Source organism: Serratia sp. PL7 (genome assembly GCF_945957435.1).
The window spans coordinates 169,251-184,620 of record NZ_CAMFLB010000011.1; the positions used below are offsets into that span (position 1 = coordinate 169,251).

General features: G+C 61.9%; 20 protein-coding genes and 1 riboswitch. Of the genes, 7 read left to right on the forward strand and 13 right to left on the reverse strand.

What is annotated here, in order from left to right; all coding sequences use genetic code 11:
• Nucleotides 1–7 precede the first annotated feature (7 nt).
• Both N6G83_RS32790 and N6G83_RS32795 read left to right on the forward strand, forming a co-directional pair.
• Entirely contained in the window at nucleotides 8–388 is a 381-nt protein-coding gene (locus N6G83_RS32790) for a putative T6SS immunity periplasmic lipoprotein (protein WP_049204878.1), read from the forward strand.
• A 55-nt stretch (nucleotides 389–443) separates the two neighbouring features.
• Entirely contained in the window at nucleotides 444–704 is a 261-nt protein-coding gene (locus N6G83_RS32795) for a DUF1158 family protein (protein WP_167324517.1), read from the forward strand.
• 6 nt (nucleotides 705–710) lie between these two features.
• Here N6G83_RS32795 and N6G83_RS32800 read toward each other — a convergent pair whose 3' ends face one another.
• The gene (locus tag N6G83_RS32800; protein WP_033638555.1) at nucleotides 711–1,160 is read right to left on the reverse strand and encodes a winged helix-turn-helix transcriptional regulator; all 450 of its coding nucleotides are present in this window, start codon (nucleotides 1,158–1,160) and stop codon (nucleotides 711–713) included.
• A 95-nt stretch (nucleotides 1,161–1,255) separates the two neighbouring features.
• Here N6G83_RS32800 and N6G83_RS32805 point away from each other — a divergent pair, with 95 nt between their 5' ends.
• Nucleotides 1,256–2,467, forward strand: a complete 1,212-nt coding sequence (locus tag N6G83_RS32805) for an MFS transporter (RefSeq protein WP_038629834.1) — start codon at nucleotides 1,256–1,258, stop codon at nucleotides 2,465–2,467.
• A gap of 8 nt (nucleotides 2,468–2,475) precedes the next feature.
• On the opposite strand, the gene N6G83_RS32810 is transcribed toward N6G83_RS32805, so the two are convergent.
• The 4 genes from N6G83_RS32810 to N6G83_RS32825 all read right to left on the reverse strand — a co-directional run bounded on the left by N6G83_RS32810 (nucleotide 2,476) and on the right by N6G83_RS32825 (nucleotide 6,252).
• Nucleotides 2,476–2,901 carry a GNAT family N-acetyltransferase gene (locus tag N6G83_RS32810; RefSeq protein ID WP_025303887.1) on the reverse strand — a complete coding sequence of 142 codons (426 nt, stop codon included), beginning with the start codon at nucleotides 2,899–2,901 and terminating at the stop codon, nucleotides 2,476–2,478.
• Between the two features lie 70 nt (nucleotides 2,902–2,971).
• Nucleotides 2,972–4,951 carry an FUSC family protein gene (locus N6G83_RS32815; protein WP_260516087.1) on the reverse strand — a complete coding sequence of 660 codons (1,980 nt, stop codon included), beginning with the start codon at nucleotides 4,949–4,951 and terminating at the stop codon, nucleotides 2,972–2,974.
• The gene (gene mdtN / locus N6G83_RS32820) at nucleotides 4,941–5,978 is read right to left on the reverse strand and encodes a multidrug transporter subunit MdtN (protein ID WP_049204871.1); all 1,038 of its coding nucleotides are present in this window, start codon (nucleotides 5,976–5,978) and stop codon (nucleotides 4,941–4,943) included. The genes N6G83_RS32815 and mdtN overlap by 11 nt, the downstream gene beginning before the upstream one ends.
• 10 nt (nucleotides 5,979–5,988) lie before the next feature.
• The gene (locus N6G83_RS32825) at nucleotides 5,989–6,252 is read right to left on the reverse strand and encodes a YtcA family lipoprotein (RefSeq protein WP_025303884.1); all 264 of its coding nucleotides are present in this window, start codon (nucleotides 6,250–6,252) and stop codon (nucleotides 5,989–5,991) included.
• 217 nt (nucleotides 6,253–6,469) lie between these two features.
• Here N6G83_RS32825 and N6G83_RS32830 point away from each other — a divergent pair, with 217 nt between their 5' ends.
• The 4 genes from N6G83_RS32830 (at nucleotide 6,470) to N6G83_RS32845 (ending at nucleotide 9,442) form a co-directional block, all read left to right on the forward strand.
• Nucleotides 6,470–7,084 carry a TetR/AcrR family transcriptional regulator gene (locus N6G83_RS32830; RefSeq protein ID WP_025303883.1) on the forward strand — a complete coding sequence of 205 codons (615 nt, stop codon included), beginning with the start codon at nucleotides 6,470–6,472 and terminating at the stop codon, nucleotides 7,082–7,084.
• Between the two features lie 91 nt (nucleotides 7,085–7,175).
• Nucleotides 7,176–7,272: riboswitch (TPP riboswitch) on the forward strand.
• A 35-nt stretch (nucleotides 7,273–7,307) separates the two neighbouring features.
• On the forward strand, nucleotides 7,308–8,099 hold the full coding sequence (gene thiM / locus N6G83_RS32835; protein WP_025303882.1) for a hydroxyethylthiazole kinase: 792 nt from the start codon (nucleotides 7,308–7,310) through the stop codon (nucleotides 8,097–8,099).
• Nucleotides 8,099–8,899, forward strand: a complete 801-nt coding sequence (thiD, locus tag N6G83_RS32840) for a bifunctional hydroxymethylpyrimidine kinase/phosphomethylpyrimidine kinase (RefSeq protein WP_025303881.1) — start codon at nucleotides 8,099–8,101, stop codon at nucleotides 8,897–8,899. Before thiM ends, thiD begins: the two co-directional genes overlap by 1 nt.
• An 84-nt stretch (nucleotides 8,900–8,983) precedes the next feature.
• Nucleotides 8,984–9,442 carry an inhibitor of vertebrate lysozyme family protein gene (locus N6G83_RS32845; RefSeq protein WP_033639640.1) on the forward strand — a complete coding sequence of 153 codons (459 nt, stop codon included), beginning with the start codon at nucleotides 8,984–8,986 and terminating at the stop codon, nucleotides 9,440–9,442.
• Nucleotides 9,443–9,481: 39 nt separating this feature from the next.
• Here the strand turns inward: N6G83_RS32845 and gutQ are convergent, their stop codons facing one another.
• The 8 genes from gutQ to N6G83_RS32885 all read right to left on the reverse strand — a co-directional run bounded on the left by gutQ (nucleotide 9,482) and on the right by N6G83_RS32885 (nucleotide 15,213).
• Nucleotides 9,482–10,453 carry an arabinose-5-phosphate isomerase GutQ gene (gene gutQ, locus N6G83_RS32850; protein WP_260516085.1) on the reverse strand — a complete coding sequence of 324 codons (972 nt, stop codon included), beginning with the start codon at nucleotides 10,451–10,453 and terminating at the stop codon, nucleotides 9,482–9,484.
• Nucleotides 10,446–11,219 (reverse strand): DNA-binding transcriptional repressor, encoded by a 774-nt coding sequence (locus N6G83_RS32855; protein ID WP_025303878.1) that lies wholly within the window; start codon nucleotides 11,217–11,219, stop codon nucleotides 10,446–10,448. Before N6G83_RS32855 ends, gutQ begins: the two co-directional genes overlap by 8 nt.
• A gap of 83 nt (nucleotides 11,220–11,302) precedes the next feature.
• The gene (gene gutM, locus N6G83_RS32860) at nucleotides 11,303–11,659 is read right to left on the reverse strand and encodes a transcriptional regulator GutM (protein WP_043138008.1); all 357 of its coding nucleotides are present in this window, start codon (nucleotides 11,657–11,659) and stop codon (nucleotides 11,303–11,305) included.
• 46 nt (nucleotides 11,660–11,705) lie between these two features.
• Nucleotides 11,706–12,485: a sorbitol-6-phosphate dehydrogenase gene (gene srlD / locus N6G83_RS32865; RefSeq protein ID WP_043138004.1), complete on the reverse strand. Its 780-nt coding sequence runs from the start codon at nucleotides 12,483–12,485 to the stop codon at nucleotides 11,706–11,708.
• Between the two features lie 10 nt (nucleotides 12,486–12,495).
• The gene (gene srlB / locus N6G83_RS32870; RefSeq protein WP_004941520.1) at nucleotides 12,496–12,858 is read right to left on the reverse strand and encodes a PTS glucitol/sorbitol transporter subunit IIA; all 363 of its coding nucleotides are present in this window, start codon (nucleotides 12,856–12,858) and stop codon (nucleotides 12,496–12,498) included.
• A 22-nt stretch (nucleotides 12,859–12,880) separates the two neighbouring features.
• Nucleotides 12,881–13,861 carry a PTS glucitol/sorbitol transporter subunit IIB gene (locus N6G83_RS32875; RefSeq protein WP_025303875.1) on the reverse strand — a complete coding sequence of 327 codons (981 nt, stop codon included), beginning with the start codon at nucleotides 13,859–13,861 and terminating at the stop codon, nucleotides 12,881–12,883.
• Nucleotides 13,862–13,876: 15 nt separating this feature from the next.
• Entirely contained in the window at nucleotides 13,877–14,425 is a 549-nt protein-coding gene (locus N6G83_RS32880) for a PTS glucitol/sorbitol transporter subunit IIC (protein ID WP_004941528.1), read from the reverse strand.
• A 260-nt stretch (nucleotides 14,426–14,685) separates the two neighbouring features.
• On the reverse strand, nucleotides 14,686–15,213 hold the full coding sequence (locus N6G83_RS32885; RefSeq protein ID WP_260516082.1) for a hypothetical protein: 528 nt from the start codon (nucleotides 15,211–15,213) through the stop codon (nucleotides 14,686–14,688).
• Between the last annotated feature and the right edge of the window lie 157 nt (nucleotides 15,214–15,370).

The window sequence follows — 15,370 nt, forward strand, 5'->3', positions numbered from 1 at the left end:
AGGGAGCATGAAAAAATATGTGGTTCTATTCACGGCCTGCTTCCTGGTCGGCTGTCCGGGGCCTGGCGATAAGTTGACTCCGCGCTTCCCCGCTGTCGTCACAGCCAAAGATAACCATGTCTGCATTCTTTCTTCTATGAAGGCGGGGGATAATATCCGCTTCGTTCAGATTTATAGCGAATCAGGCGATAAGCTCATTAAAGCTATCGATAATGACGTTTTCTTCGTTGAGCCGGGGAGGTGCATGCCGGTATTCGACTATGCTTTTCGGCCAGGGAAGCGCTATTCCGTCGCCTACGATATACAGACACCCGAAGGTTCGCATTTGATTACCGCCGCATTCATGGTTGTCTCCGACGAACGGGGCAACCTGAGGGTTAACCATTAACGCATGTTCTTAGGTTCAGTTTGTTGGACTTCGTTAGGTTGTAGAATGAAAGGCTATGAAAAAACTTGCCCTGTTGCTCGCTAACGTATTGGCTGTCGTTGGGCTGGCTTTGCTGACAATAAAGCTTTTTCCTGTACCCAGGCTAAACCAGAATCAAACCGCTTGGCTGATTGACGCCAGTGGGTTTTTCCATTTTAACGATACGGAATGGTTTGGTGCGCTCGTTTTTGGCGCGGTTTATCTGCTGGCTGGGTGTCTGGAATGGTTCTTTATCCGCCAGGTTTTTCAGCGGGTGAGCTGCGGGCACCGTCACTAGCTCTCATCACCGTTCCCCCACCTTCACCACCCGGGTATTCAGCGGGGTGAGCGTTTGCCCGGCGCTGCCGATCGGCGTCAGGCGCGGGACGGGGCGGCCGCTGTCGCTTTCCACCAGCGTTGAGTGCGCTTCTCCCTCGGCGAACAGATGATCTTCCCCCCACTGGCGTAGGCCGACGATCACCGGAAACAGTGCGCGGCCTTTCTCGGTCAGCACATATTCCTGATAGGCGCTGCCGTCTGCGGCGGGCACGATCTCCAGCACGCCGTGCGTCACCAGCGCGCGCAGGCGGGTGGCAAGGATGTTCTTCGCCATCCCCAGCCCTTTTTGAAATTCGCTAAAGCGGGTGACGCCGTCGAAGGCGTCGCGCACGATCAGCAGCGACCACCAGTCGCCAATCACATCCAGCGTGCGCGCCACCGGGCACGGCGCGTCTTCCAGGCTTTTACGTTTCACGGCGGTTATCTCCAGCTGCACATTCTGGTTGCATTATAAAACCTCTGTGCCTAAAGTTCATTGGGTTTAATAATGAAACCAGATTGAGGTGTGTAATGAGCGACAAACTGCTGGATCCCCCCTGTGCGGCGCTAGGGCGCCTGCCGGCCACCCTGGTGCTGCTGCTGGCTGCCGCCAGCGCATTTAGCGTGGCCAACGTTTATTATGCGCAGCCGTTGCTGGACGCTATCGCCCATGATTTTTCCATCAGCCTGGCGGCGGTCGGCATGGTGATCACCGTGACTCAGTTGGGCTGCGCGCTGGCGTTGCTGTTGGTGGTGCCGCTGGGGGATCGGCTGAACCGGCATCGGTTGCTGGCGGGACAACAGCTGGGGCTGATCGGCGCGCTGCTATTGGTGGGCTGGGCGCACAGCGCGCCCTGGCTGCTGGTAGGGATGTTGCTGGTAGGCTTATTGGGCACCGCCATGACGCAGGGGCTGATCGCTTACGCCGCAGCCCTGGCGGCGCCGCAGGAGCGCGGGCGGGTGGTTGGTACGGCGCAGGGCGGAGTGGTGCTGGGATTGCTGCTGGCGCGCACTCTGTCCGGCGCGCTGGCGGACGTTGGCGGTTGGCGCACGGTGTATTTCTTCTCTGCCGGGGTGACGCTGGTATTGCTGCCGATCCTGTCGCGGCTGCTGCCTGCGCCGCACACCGCTCCCAGCACGCTGAGTTATCCCGCGCTGCTGCGTTCGATGCTGGGCCTGTTGCTGCATGACCGCACGCTGCAAATTCGCGGCATGCTGGCGCTGCTGATGTTCGGCGCTTTCAGCCTCTTTTGGAGTTCGCTGGTGTTGCCGCTGAGCCAGGCACCGTTCAACTTCACGCATGCCGCGGTGGGGGCGTTCGGCCTGGTCGGCGCGGTGGGCGCGCTGGCGGCGGTGCGCGCCGGGCATCTGGCGGATCGCGGGCTGGGGCAGGTGGCCAGCGGCGCGTGTCTGCTGCTGTTGACACTGGCCTGGCTGCCGCTCGGTTTGCTCGGCAGCGGCCTGATTTGGCTGGTGGCGGGCATCGTTCTGCTGGATCTGGCGGGTCAGGCGATCCACGTGCTGAACCAGAGCATGATCTTCCGCGCGCACCCGCAGTCGCATAGCCGGCTGGTGGGCTGCTACATGCTGTTTTACGCCGTCGGCAGCGGGCTGGGCGCCTTTGCCGGCACCCATATGTACGCCTGGGCGGGCTGGAGCGGCGTCTGCTGGCTGGGGGCAGGCGTCAGCCTGAGCGCGCTGCTGTTTTGGCGGCTGACGCTGCGCGGGATGCCGGATGCCTAGGGTAATAGCTAGCGGGCCGGCGAATGCATCAGGTAATAATCTTCTTCGCCGTCGTTGCCGGTAGAGATAATACGCCAACCGTGTTTGCGGTAGAACGTCAGCGCCTTTTCATTCTTCACCAGGCATTTCAGCGAGCCGGTGGCGGTGAAGGTGGCTTGCGCTGCCTGCAGTAGCGCACTGCCGACGCCGCGCGGCGGCTGATGGGGATCGACATACAGGTTATGAATGAAGTTGTCTTCGCGGTAGACGGAGACGAATCCCAGCAGCGTGCCGCCGTCTTCCGCCACCCAAATCGTTTCGCCCAGCGTCGCGCCGTCGAAATCTTCCAACTGATAATTTGAGGTATCGCGCCAGCCGAACGCCGCCTTGCGCGACGCCAGGTACAGCGTGCGCAGGAAGGGGCGATCGGTCTCTTGGTAGGGTCTTATCTGCATGGCATCTCCCGGTGGTTTGTGCTCACTATAGCGCATTGCACCGGGCGTGCACGGCCACAAACGGAAAATGCTAGGCGTCGCCCCAGGCGGGCAGGCGATTGAGCCCGTCGCTCAACTCCTGAGCCAGGTGGCGCACGGTGTCGGCATGCAGGGCGGCCAGCGGTGGATGAAAGTCGGGCGTCCGCAGCGCTTGCGGCGCGCTGGCAAGCTGCGCCGCATACTCGGCGAGAACGCGCCCGCCCTGGCGTTGCACCTCGATCAGCGCCTGGCGTTCGTGCACGGATAGCGCCGCGCCGCCGCCTGCCAGATAGGTGTTGAGCTTTTCGCTGGTCAGCAACAGGCTGCGCGTCTGGTTAAAGATCAGTTGGATGTGCCGGGTGAAGCTTTCATGGTTATCATCTGCCAACTGCCAGGTAGGCTCCAGCGTCACCCGGGCCACCACCGCTTCGCAGCCCTCGATCTTTTGCCAGATGCCGATGGCGTTTGTGTTCTCGCCGCCGAGGAAGCGCGCCAGTTCCCGCAGCACGTTGGCAACCTGCTGCCGCAGCGACTCCCCTTCGTATTCCGGCCACAGCGTGGCGTGAATGAAAGTGGCGAACCCTACCCCCAGCACGATGCCGATCAGGCGATCGCGGATCTCGGTCAGCTCGGTGACCGGGCCAAAGCTTTCCAGCAGCGCCAGGGAAAAGGTGAACAGGATCTGTACCCCTGCATAGCTTATCTTCTCGGAGCCGGCGGCGATCCAGGCGGAGAGGGCGAGCACCGGCAGCGTCAGCAGCAGTAAGCCGACGAGGCTGTCGAGGTGAGGCATGATCCACACCACCGAGATCAGCGCCAGCAGGCTGCCGATCGCCGCGCCGCCGAGACGCAGCCGCGCCCGCCGCTGTGTGGCGCCAAGGCTGGGCTGGGCCACGATCAGGCAGCTCAGCATGATGGTATGAATGCCGGGCCAATCGACGGCGGTATAAAACACGTAGGCGACCAGCACGGTCAGCAGCGTTTTCAACGAAAACTGGATGTAAACCGGGTTGGTCAGGGCATCGGGGGTAAAGAAGGGCACTTTTGGCGGTGGCGCGGCCTGCAGGGCGTCGGCGTAGTCGCTGCGGTTGGTGTAGACCTGCAGGAGGCCGGCCATTTCATTGAGCGGCGCCGGCACCTGCGGATCGTCGCTGCCGGCGATCGCGACGGAAAATCGCAGCGCGCTGTCGTGGCTGATCGCGGTTTGCAGCGCGCGGCAGGCGGCGTCTATCTCTTGCGCCAATTGACGCGCGGCCGCGCCGAAAGCCGGCGGCAGCTGATAGGCCAGAATATTCAGCTGCAACACCAGGGTGATCAGCGCCAGATAACCGGGCTCGCTGGCGCGGCAGCGATCGCTGCGCATCACCGAAAAGCGCAGCAGCTTATGCAGCTCGGTGGCGTGCTGCGAGATGGCGCTCAGATCGCGCGTCTCGCCGCCATTGGCCAACATAGCGCGGGTTTCGTCCAACACCGCGTTCATCCGGCCCTTTAGCTGCTTCAGCGGTTCGGCCGGCAGCAGCAGGGTATTGACGATCAGGGTGAGCAGGATGGCGTAATTGATCGCCACCCATACCCACAGCACCAGCCGTATCACCACTTCCGCCTGCGGAGTGAGATCGACAAAGCTTTGCGTGTAGATCACCACCAGCGCCATCAGGAAGAACAGTACCCCAACCTTGGTCACCCGCATCAGGAACACGCTGAGGAAAAACAGCGCGCTGGAGAGCAGGATGCGCAGCATCGGGTAGTCGTAGGTGAACTTCAGTACCAGGATAGCGGCGCCGATCGCCAGCGTGGAGCTGACGAAAAACAGGATGCCGATCGTGCGGGTGATAACGATATTGGACTGCGTGATAAAGAAGACAGCGATCAGCGACAGCGCCAGCCACGGCACCTGCAGCGTCTGCGAGATCACGATGGCGATCGCGCTGGAGAGCAGGGCACGGATCACCAGGTTGATGCGGCTGTCCGAAGGGCGCAGCTCGTCGATCAACGGGGACAGCCAGCCGCGAGACATCGTTTTATTCTTCATGGCGCAGGTTCAGCTTGGCCACCGCCGAAGCGCCCACGCGGAACAGCGCCGGGTTCGGGGCCTCGACCGCGATCTTGACCGGGAAGCGCTGCGACACGTGCACCCAGTTGATGTTGCGCGACACGTTGGGTAGCCCGCCCAGCACGGTGCCGCCGTCGTCGGGCTGCACGCCGTAGCTGATCGATTCCACCTTGCCGCTGAAGGTCTGGCCGGCGTCGCTCATTAAATACAGCGTGGCCGGCACGCCGGGATGCACGCCTTTCAGGTCGGTTTCGCGGAAGTTGGCGACCACGTACCAGTGGCGGGTGTCGATCAGCGTGAACACCGGTTTGGCGCTGGAGGCATATTGGCCGACGGTGGTTTTCAGGGAGGCGATGCGGCCGTCGAACGGCGCTCTCACCTCGGTGAACTCCAGGTTCAGTTTGGCGATGGCGATGTCGGCCTGCACTTCGGCGCGCTGTGCGACCAGGGCTTCGACGCCGCTGACGGCGGCTTCCGCCTGTTTCGCCTGCAGCAATGCGGCCTGCAATTCCGCCTGCGCCGAGCGCTGGGAGGTGCGGGCGGTTTCCACTTCTTCCGCCGAAACGTAGTTCTTGCCGAGCAGCTTTTGCCGGCGGTTAAGGGTGTCGGTCGCCTGCGCCACCAGCGCCTGTGAGCGTTTGACGATGGCGTTCATCGATTCGGCGTTGTACTGCTGTGCGTTGACCGAACGCTGCGTCAGCTTGATCTGTTCATTCAGCGTGATCAGGCGCGCTTCGCTGGCCGCCAGCGCGTCCTGGTAAGGGCGCGGATCGATGCGGAACAGCAGATCGCCTTGCCGCACTTCCTGGTTGTCGCGGATCGGCATCTCGACGATGCGACCGTTCACCTCCGGCACCACGTCGATGGTGTCGGCATAGGCGTAGGCATCGTCGGTACTGGGGGCGTTTTCCACCCGCCAGACGACGACGGCGGCCACGATGAATGTCAACGCCAGGATGGTAAGCACCAGCAGTCTGCGCCGGTTTGGGGTGTGTGGTTGGGTCATGGCGTCAGTCTCAGTGGGGGAAAACCAGTAACCAGATCAGCATGGCGATCAGCGCGGTCAGCGCCGGATACGTCAGCAGCTGCGGCGCCAGCCAGGCGCGTTTTTCCGGGGTGCGCAGCAGCAGGTGGATCGCCACCATACCCGCCACGCCGCCGCACAGGCAAAACAGCCAGTCGGGGAACGAAGCGCCGAACACCACTATCGACGGTGCCGGCGAGCACCCGGTGAGCAACAGCGCGGTCAGGCAGGTGATAAGCAGTTTTTTGTCGGGCATAGGGCATTCTCTGACGATTGGCTTGGGCGACGGGCCGAATGAAATGACTCTTTTTCAGTGAGTGAGGTCACTGTTTGTCTTCCCCACGCTTGCGTCAGGGTAAACTAGAATAAATACTCTACTCTAAACTAGAGGGATTAATCTAGTTTTTTGTGTCGCCCTGCCTTCGTAGCGGCAAATGGGTATAATGCGTTGATGACAGCGGGCAGAAACGAATATGCAAATCGACGAAAACATCACCGGGCGAGAGCCACAGCAGGAAAGAGGGCGGCAACGCGTACAAACCATTCTGGATTCGGCGGCGGCGATCGTGGCGCAGGACGGCCTGGCGGCGCTCAGCATGCAGCGGCTCGCCAAGCACGCCAAAACCTCCATCGGTTCGATGTATCACTTTTTTCCCGATCGCCACGCGGTGATCAAGGCGCTGGCAGATCGGCATACCGAGTCGATTGAGGCGCTGGTGCGCGACATGGCGTTGGCCAGTGACGATGAGTGGCGGCGCCTCTCCGCTGAAGCGGTGATCCAGCGGCTGTTTTCACCCTATGCGCAGTACCTGCGTGAGCATGCCGACTACCTGCCGGTGATGCGGGAAATGAACCTGCCGGATGAAAAGTCCAGCTTCCTGACGCTGATCGCCAGCGTGTTGCAGCTGCGCCGCCCCGAGACCGCCGAAGCGGAGATCCTGCAGCAAACCCGGCTGTTGCAAAGCCTGGTGGCCGGTACGCTGCACCATATCTTCAAGACGGCGCCGCAGAGCGTGGCGTTCACGCTGGCGGAGCTGCCCGGCGTGCTGAGCCTGTATCTGGCGGGAAAAGAGGGAAACATCGCTTAGGCGCGAGTCAATTTATTCGCTTGTTTGTCCGCGCCGCCGCTGGCATGATCCCCTGCAGGGATTAACGCAACGTTGATCACAACCTATTGATTTTCATGACTCGGGGTGCCCTTCTACGTGAAGGCTGAGAAATACCCGTATTACCTGATCTGGATAATGCCAGCGTAGGGAAGTCACGGCCGCCCAGCCGGCGCCGCCTTCTTGAACGCCGGTTGGGAGGAATATGATCGCTCGACCTGATGCACTACCCGGCGCGCGCGCCGCGGCCTGTCTGACCCAATTCCAACAGCGCCCTCCGCTGATCCACTGCCTGACTAACGAAGTGGTGCAATCGCTGACCGCCAACGTGTTGCTGGCGCTCGGCGCTTCCCCGGCGATGGTGGTGGAGCCGCAAGAGGCGGCGCAGTTCAGCGCGCTGGCCGACGGCCTGCTGATCAACGTCGGCACCCTCAACGCGCTGCGTGCCGAATCGATGCGGGCGGCGGTGGCCGCCGCCAATCGGGCCGGCAAGCCCTGGACGCTGGATCCGGTGGCGGTCGGTGCGCTCTCCTACCGCACCGCCTTCGCCAAACAGCTGCTGGACGAGAAACCGGCGGCGATACGCGGCAACGCTTCGGAAATCATGGCGCTCAGTGGGTTGCTGGCCAGCGGCCGCGGCGTGGACAGCGGCGACGATTCCTTGGCGGCATTGCCCGCCGCGCGTGAGCTGGCGCGGCGCAGCGGCGCGGTGGTGGCGGTCACCGGCGCGGTGGATTACGTCACCGACGGCCAGCGCGATTGGGCGATCGAAGGCGGTTCCCCGCTGATGACGCGGGTGGTGGGCACCGGCTGCGCGCTGTCGGCGGTGGCGGCGGCGTTTTGCGCCCTGCCGGGCGATCGCCTGGATAACGTGGCGACCGCCTGCCGAGTGATGTCCCACTGCGGCGGCCTCGCGGCCAGGCAGGCCGCCGGGCCGGGCAGCTTTACGCCGGCGTTCCTCGACGCGCTGTATCAACTGCGCGGGGAGGATCTGTGATGAAACGCATTAACGCGCTGACCATCGCCGGCACCGATCCCAGCGGCGGCGCCGGCATTCAGGCCGATTTGAAAGCTTTCTCGGCGCTCGGCGCTTACGGCACCTCGGTGATCACCGCGCTGGTGGCGCAGAATACCCGCGGCGTGCAGTCGGTGTATTACATCGATCCGGCGTTCGTCGCCGCGCAGCTGGACTCGGTATTCAGCGACGTGCGCATCGACAGCGTCAAGATCGGCATGCTGGCCAACGCTGACATCGTGCAGGCGGTGGCCGAACGGCTGCGCCATTACCGGCCGGAATTCGTGGTGCTGGACACCGTGATGCTGGCGAAAAGCGGCGATCCGTTGCTGGCGCCGGAGGCGGTAGCGTCTATTCGGCGCGAGCTGTTGCCGCTGGTGTCGATCATTACGCCGAACCTGCCAGAAGCGGCGGCGCTGCTGGCGTGCGCGCCGGCGGAAGATGAAGCGCAGATGCGTGAGCAGGGGCGGGCGCTGCTGGCGATGGGCTGCCGAGCGGTGCTGATGAAGGGCGGCCACCTGAGCGAAAGTGAGAGCCCGGACTGGCTGTTTACCGCAGAAGGCGAGCAGCGCTTTACCGCGCCGCGCGTCGCCACCCGCCACACCCACGGCACCGGTTGCACGCTCTCGGCCGCGCTGGCGGCGCTGCGCCCGCGCCATGCCGACTGGGCGGCCACGGTGGCCGCCGCCAAGGACTACCTGCAACACGCGCTGCAACAGGCGGACACCCTGGAAGTGGGGCACGGCATCGGGCCGGTGCATCATTTTCACGCCTGGTGGTGAGTCAACTTTTTGCCGCAACCGTGGTCTGACTAGTTCAGGCCCGGTTTGACGGGCGAAACCTGATTTAACCTAGGGAGAAGGACTATGACGGGACACCAGGCGCTGCGTTGCGCCCTCTTCGGCGCACTGCTCAGCTTCAGCGCGGGCAGCTTTGCCCAGCAGATCGTCACCACGTCGGATTTGATTCAGCAGCCGGGGTATCAGGCCAGCTGGCAAAACATGGTGAAAGGCCAGGCGCGGATGCCGGGCTGGGCGCGCAAGGGCGTCGGCACCTCTACGCCGGCGCAGAATCTGAACTGGAAGGGCAAAGAGTATCTGGTCGGCAACCTGTGCAAACCGCACGACTGCGGCAACAACTTTTTGATCGTGGCGTTCAGCGCGGACAAATCCCAGGCCTGGGGCGTGCGGGTGGAAGTGGAAGATCGGCCGGAAGCCGTCGATCATCCGAAGAAGTATGCCAAGTACCAGTGGCTCGGCAAGCCGAATGACGACATGAAAGCGCTGCTGAAGCAGCAGTTCGAGAACAATCCTGACTGGAAATGATCTGACCGGGGGCACCGGTGATGGTGCCCCCGGCGTTGATCAGCCGATGCCGGCCTGATGCAGATCGTGCAGGTTGAGCGCCCCCACCAGCACGCCGTCCATATCGACCACCGGAGCCGCGCTGATGTGTTGTTCGTGCAGCGCTTCCAGCGCCTCCCCGGCGCGCCACTGCTCCGGCAGCCGATAGCCGGGGCGGGTGATCGCCGGGCTGAGCGGATCCTGCAGGCTGTTGCCCTTCACCAGCCAGCGGCGCAGGTCGCCGTCGGTAAATACGCCCACCACCCGCAGCTGCGCATCGCAGACCGCCACTAACCCGAGCCCGGTGCGGCTCAGTTCCAGCATCGCCTCCATCACGTTGGCGCTTTCGCTCACGCGCGGCAGGCGATCGCCGGTGCGCATCAGGTGATGCACGCGGTTCAGCAGGCGCGCGCCCAGGCTGCCGCCCGGGTGCGAGCGGGCGAAGTCTTCCGCGTTGAAACCGCGCTGGCGCATCAGCGCCATCGCCAGGGCGTCGCCCATCATCAGCGTGTTGACCGCGCTGGAGGTGGGCGCCAGCCCCATCGGGCAGGCTTCGCGCTCGACGCCGATATCCAGCACGCAGGCGGCGGCCAGCGCCAGCGGCGACTCTTTGCCGCCGGTGACGGCGATCACCGGAATGCCGTTCTCCGCCAGCAGCGGCAGGATCAGATCCAGCTCTTTGGCGCGACCGGAGTAGGAGATGAACACCACCACGTCGTCGGCGCCGATCATGCCGAGATCGCCGTGCAGCGCCTCGGCCGGGTGCACGAAGAACGACGGCGTGCCGGTACTGGCCAGCGACGCGGCGATCTTCTTGCCGATATGGCCGGATTTGCCGATGCCGGAAATCACCGCCTTGCCACGGCAGTTCAGCAGCAGTTCGCAGGCGCAGACGAAGTTGTCGTCCAGGCGCGCCAGCAGGCGTTGCGCTTCGGTCAGCTCGATCTCCAGCGTTTCGCGGGCGAAGGCGAGCAGGGCGTTGGCGTTACTCATCGGGGTCTCCTACCAGAAGGATATTGATGCCTTTCGCCTGCAGGGCGGCGAGGTAATCGGGGTTGATGTCTCGGTCGGTGATCAGCGTGTCGACGGCGCTGAGTTCGCACACCACGTTCGGGCTCTTACGGCCGAATTTCGAGGAGTCTACCAACAGAATAATGCGGCCGGCGGCTTCGCACATCGCTTTGCTGACGTTATGCACTTCGTTGAAGGTGGTGACGCCGGCGTTGAGATCGACGCCGTCCGCGCCGATAAACAGCTTGTCGAAGCTGAACTGCTGGAACGCCGATTCGGCCAGGCTGCCGTGGAACGAGGCCGATTTTTTGCGGTAGGTGCCGCCGGGCATCAGGATGGTCTGATCGTTGTCCAGCTCCACCAGCGCGTTGACGATGGTCAGGCTGTTGGTCATCACCGTGATGTTATTGAACTGCGCCAGGTGCGGCACCATCTGCAGCACCGTGCTGCCGGCGTCGAAGATCAGCGAGTCGCCGTCGGCGATCAGCGCCACGGCGGCGCTGGCGATGTGGCGCTTTTTCTCGGTATTGATATGGGTTTTGCGGTCGATCGGCTGATCGCCGTCGTCGCGGCTGAGCACCACGCCGCCGTAGGTGCGGATCACCTCGCCTTCGTCTTCCAGCAGGGTGAGATCCTTGCGGATGGTGGTGCCGGTGGTGGAGAAATGCTCGGCCAGGGCGTCCACTGCCGTTTTGCCATGCCGCTGCAGATATTCAAGGATAGCGGCCTGCCGCTGCTTTGGTTTCATCGCGATTCCCGTTCACAAGAGTGGGGCATTTCCCCTCGCTGAATAATTCACTATGAAAGGTAATGCCTTTTAATGTGAAAATATCACGATTTGGGTTCAATCGCTAACGATAGTGCAGACTGGCATGCGCGATCCTCGGGGAAGATCACATCCGGGCGCAAATCCCGCTGATGCAAACCGTGTAATCGAGGCAGCGGGCGGGGCTGGGCGAAAACGGTCAGGCCGCGTAGCAACAGGCTGCCGCACACCCGCCGATCGGCATCGAAGGCCAGCGCCAGCACCACCCGCGGGCGGAAACGGCCGCCGGAACGGCCGACGCCGACGGCGCCCAGTTGGCACAGGCCGTCGAAGGCGCGGTTGAAGCGCTGCAGTTGCCACCAGCCGAAGGCGATTTGCAGCAGCCAGGCCAGCAGTGCGAAGGCGATCAGAGCTTGTGTCATGGGGTTCTCCTTAGGCCCCCTTCCGCGGGAGGGGGCGTCGGTGGCGTCAGAACATTACCTGGCCGCCGGTGATGTTGATCGACTGGCCGGTGCAGTAAGAGGCCTTCTCGCTGGCGTAGAACAGCAGGGTGTTCAGCACGTCCTGATAGTCGCAACCGCGTTTCAGCGGCACCTTGTCGATGTAGTACTGCTCCACCTGGTCCGGTGCGATGCCCAGTTTTTGCGCGTATTGCGGCAGCAGCGACTGGAACATCGGCGACTTCAGCAGGTTGCCGAGCATCAGCGAATGCACGGTGATGCCGTACTCCGCCAGATCGAGCGCCAGCGACTGCGTCAGCCCCACGCCGCCGAACTTGGCGGCGCTGTAGCCGGAGTTGTGCTTGCTGCCGACCTTGCCGGACTTGGAGTTGATCTGAATGATGCGCCCGGCGATGCCGTCGCGGATCATCAGGCGCGAGAACTCGCGGGCGCAGAGGAAATAGCCCACCAGGTTCACCTGCAGCGAGCGGTCGAAGTCGCCCAGCGGGAAGTCGGTGATCGGCGCCGCCTTGGCGATGCCGGCGCTGTACACCAGCAGGTTGGTTTGGCCAAATTCCCGGTCAACCGCCGCTGCCAACGCGATCACGCTCTGCTCGTCGGTGGCGTCGGCCTGAAAACCGCAGGCGCTGCCTGCGCCAAACGCTTCGTTGATCTGCTGTGCCACCCGATTGGCATTGTCGGCGTTCAGATCGGCCACCGCCACCCGATAACCGGCCTGCGCCAGCCCGTGGGACAAAAAGGCGCCTAACGTTTGGCCGCCGCCAATCACTACAGCTACTTCAGACATGGTCTACTCCTTATGCGATAAATGACAGCGTGCTGCCCAACGGGATATCGGTCGGCGTCGGGCCGGATACGTGGATCGATCCGGGGAATTCGGCTTCGGCTTCGCCGTCGAAGCGCACGGTGATGTGGCCCAGTTCGCGCAGATTCTGCGTGGCGACGCTGCCGACGGCGGTGATGGCGTAGCGCTGCTGCGCCAGCTCCATCACGCCGCCGACCTGCAGCTCGCCGGCGGTCGCACCGTGGCGGTGGATGAAGCAGAACTCTTCGATATCCGCCGGCGCGCCTTCACGGAAAGTGATCAGCATGTTGTCCAGCAACGCGTCGCGGGCGCAGCCGCCGATCTGTGTGATGGTGGTATGAAAAATGGTGTGCATAAATGTCTCCCTGTGAATCAAATTATTGATAAATGAAGGCCGAGGCGGCCCAGGCGATCAACACCGTCGGCGCGCCGGTCAGGAAGCGGCCGACCAGCACCGAGGGCACGCCGACTCGCACGGTGTCCTGCTTGGCTTCCGCCAGCGACAGGCCGACCGGAATGAAGTCGCAGGCGGCCTGCGCGTTGATGGCGAACAGTGCGGGCAGCGCCAGCTGCGGCGGAATATGGCCGAGGCCGATCTGCACCCCGACCAGCACGCCGATCACCTGGGCGATGACCGCGCCAGGGCCGAGGAACGGCGACAGCAGCGGGAATGAGCAGATCAGCGCCAGCGTTACCAGGCCGATCGGGCTATTGGCCAGCGGCGTCAGGCCGTGAGCGATAAAGTCCCCGAGGCCGGAGGCCATGATGATGCCGATCAAGGCCGAGACGAACGCCATAAACGGCAGGATGGTCTTCAGCACGGTGTCGATGGTGTCGCGCCCGGCCTGGAAGAACACCGCCACCACCGATCCCATGCCCATGCCGACCTTCGCCAACAGCCCGTCGCTTTGCTCGGTGATTTTCTTGCTGGTGTCGTAGTCGCGCGCCTTGGGCGGCGCTGCAACGGCGGCGGCGGGTTGGCTATCTGCCGCTTCGATTCGGCTGATGTTGTGGTCACGCACGCCGGAGACATAGATGTCTTCGAGGATAAACTGCGCCAGCGGGCCGGACTGGCCGGTGGCGTGGATGTTGACTGTCGGAATGCGGCGTTTCGGGTACAGGCCGCAGCGCAGGGTGCCGCCGCAGTCTATCACCGCCACGCCGATCTCTTCCGCCGGCGGCTCGCCCTCTTTGAAGCCGTCGACGGCCGGCCAGCCGGTCAATTCGCTGAGGCGATCGACGATGGAAGGTCGGGTGCCGGCGGTGATGTACACCACTTTTTTACCGGGTTCGATCGGCAATTCCAGGGGGCCGCCCCAGCCGCTGGCGCCTTTTTCAATACGGATATAAGCACTCATGCTGCACTCCACGAATTAAAGTTGCACCTGGCGATCCAGACGGATGCCCATCTTGCGTTCAAACAGGCTGGTGGTCAGATCGGTGACCCAGCCGCGGAAGAAGTTGGTGAACAGCCCCACCAGGAAATAGCTCACCGCCAGCGGGCCGAGCGGCAGACCGAGGGTGGTCAGGCCGCTGGCGATGCCGAGATAAACGAACAGTTCGCCGGGGTTGATGTGCGGAAACAGGCCGTTCATCGAGTGGCAGCTGTAGGAGGCCGCCGCGTAGTAGCTCGGCTTGTATTTCTCCGGCATGAAGCGCCCCAGGCTGAGGGTCATCGGGTTGCAGAAGACAAAGGTGCCAATTAGCGGCAGCAGCAGATAACGCGAAACGGGGTTGCCCGCGCAGCGCTGCGCCAATCGTTCGATACGTTCCTGGCCAACAAATTTGATCAGCGCGTTCATGATAACCAACAGGCTGATCAACAAAGGTAAAATGCCGGTCACCATGCCGACAAACACTTCACCGCCTTTCTGAAACAGGCCGATAAACCACTCGGCGCCGTGGGTGATTAGCTCAATCATTATGTTCTCCTGTAATGGACTGATATGGCCTGGAGCGAACGGCGGCTCTGTCGCCATGGGCCTTACAGTAGTCACTTTGGTGGGCTATTTGTTTTAAATAGATCACAATTTGAAAGATAAATATTTTATTTTGAAAGTTTAAGGTGAAAGAAAGAGAAGGTTGACGGCGTCGGGTTTAGGGGTACGGGCACAAAAAAGCCCGGCGAACCGGGCTTTGGGTAGGGTGATATACGGAAATCGCCGTTGTTAGCTTGTTTCTGTTACTGTTCGAGAATCTTTTGTATTGTCTGTACGGAAGCACCGTTTCTTTCGGCCGTTTGGGCCAGCTCTTGCTTTTGTTTGTCTTTTTCAGCGATTGCCATATCTTTGGCGGCGGCTATCGCGGCCAGGAAAATTTCTTTTTCCGTAGCGGTGAGCGGGCCTTGTAGCCTGGCTTCGCAGACGCGATACAACGTATCACGGATAAAATTTACCGTGGTGGTGCGCCGAGCCAGATCGACTACGGCGGTGCTGAACCCTGCATCTCCACTGACTTTTTGAATTTGTTCCGTGCTCATTTCAGCTTTCAGCGCGGCAATAACGGACTGCGCGACATCAGGTGGGGGAGCCACGCAGTACTTGATATTTGAGTCTGCGGGAATATAAATGGCGCTGCTTCTTGTTGAGTCATAGTCAAACCAATACGTTTCTCCCGGTTTCAACTCATGCTTAGAGGCCGGAGATTTAAATAGCGAGCAAGACGATAGCGAAAGGATGAGCAGGGAGATGATGACAATATTGACTTTCATGATAGCACCACCATAAAAGTGTGGATTAATTAGCGTAAAATTTAGTCAAAAGTCCATAAATAACAATGAACTATAATAATTATTAATGCGCTAACTTTTTGTGTTTTTGGAAAAGGTGGGAAATTTGAAATTTGATAAGGTTAACTTTCAATCTTTA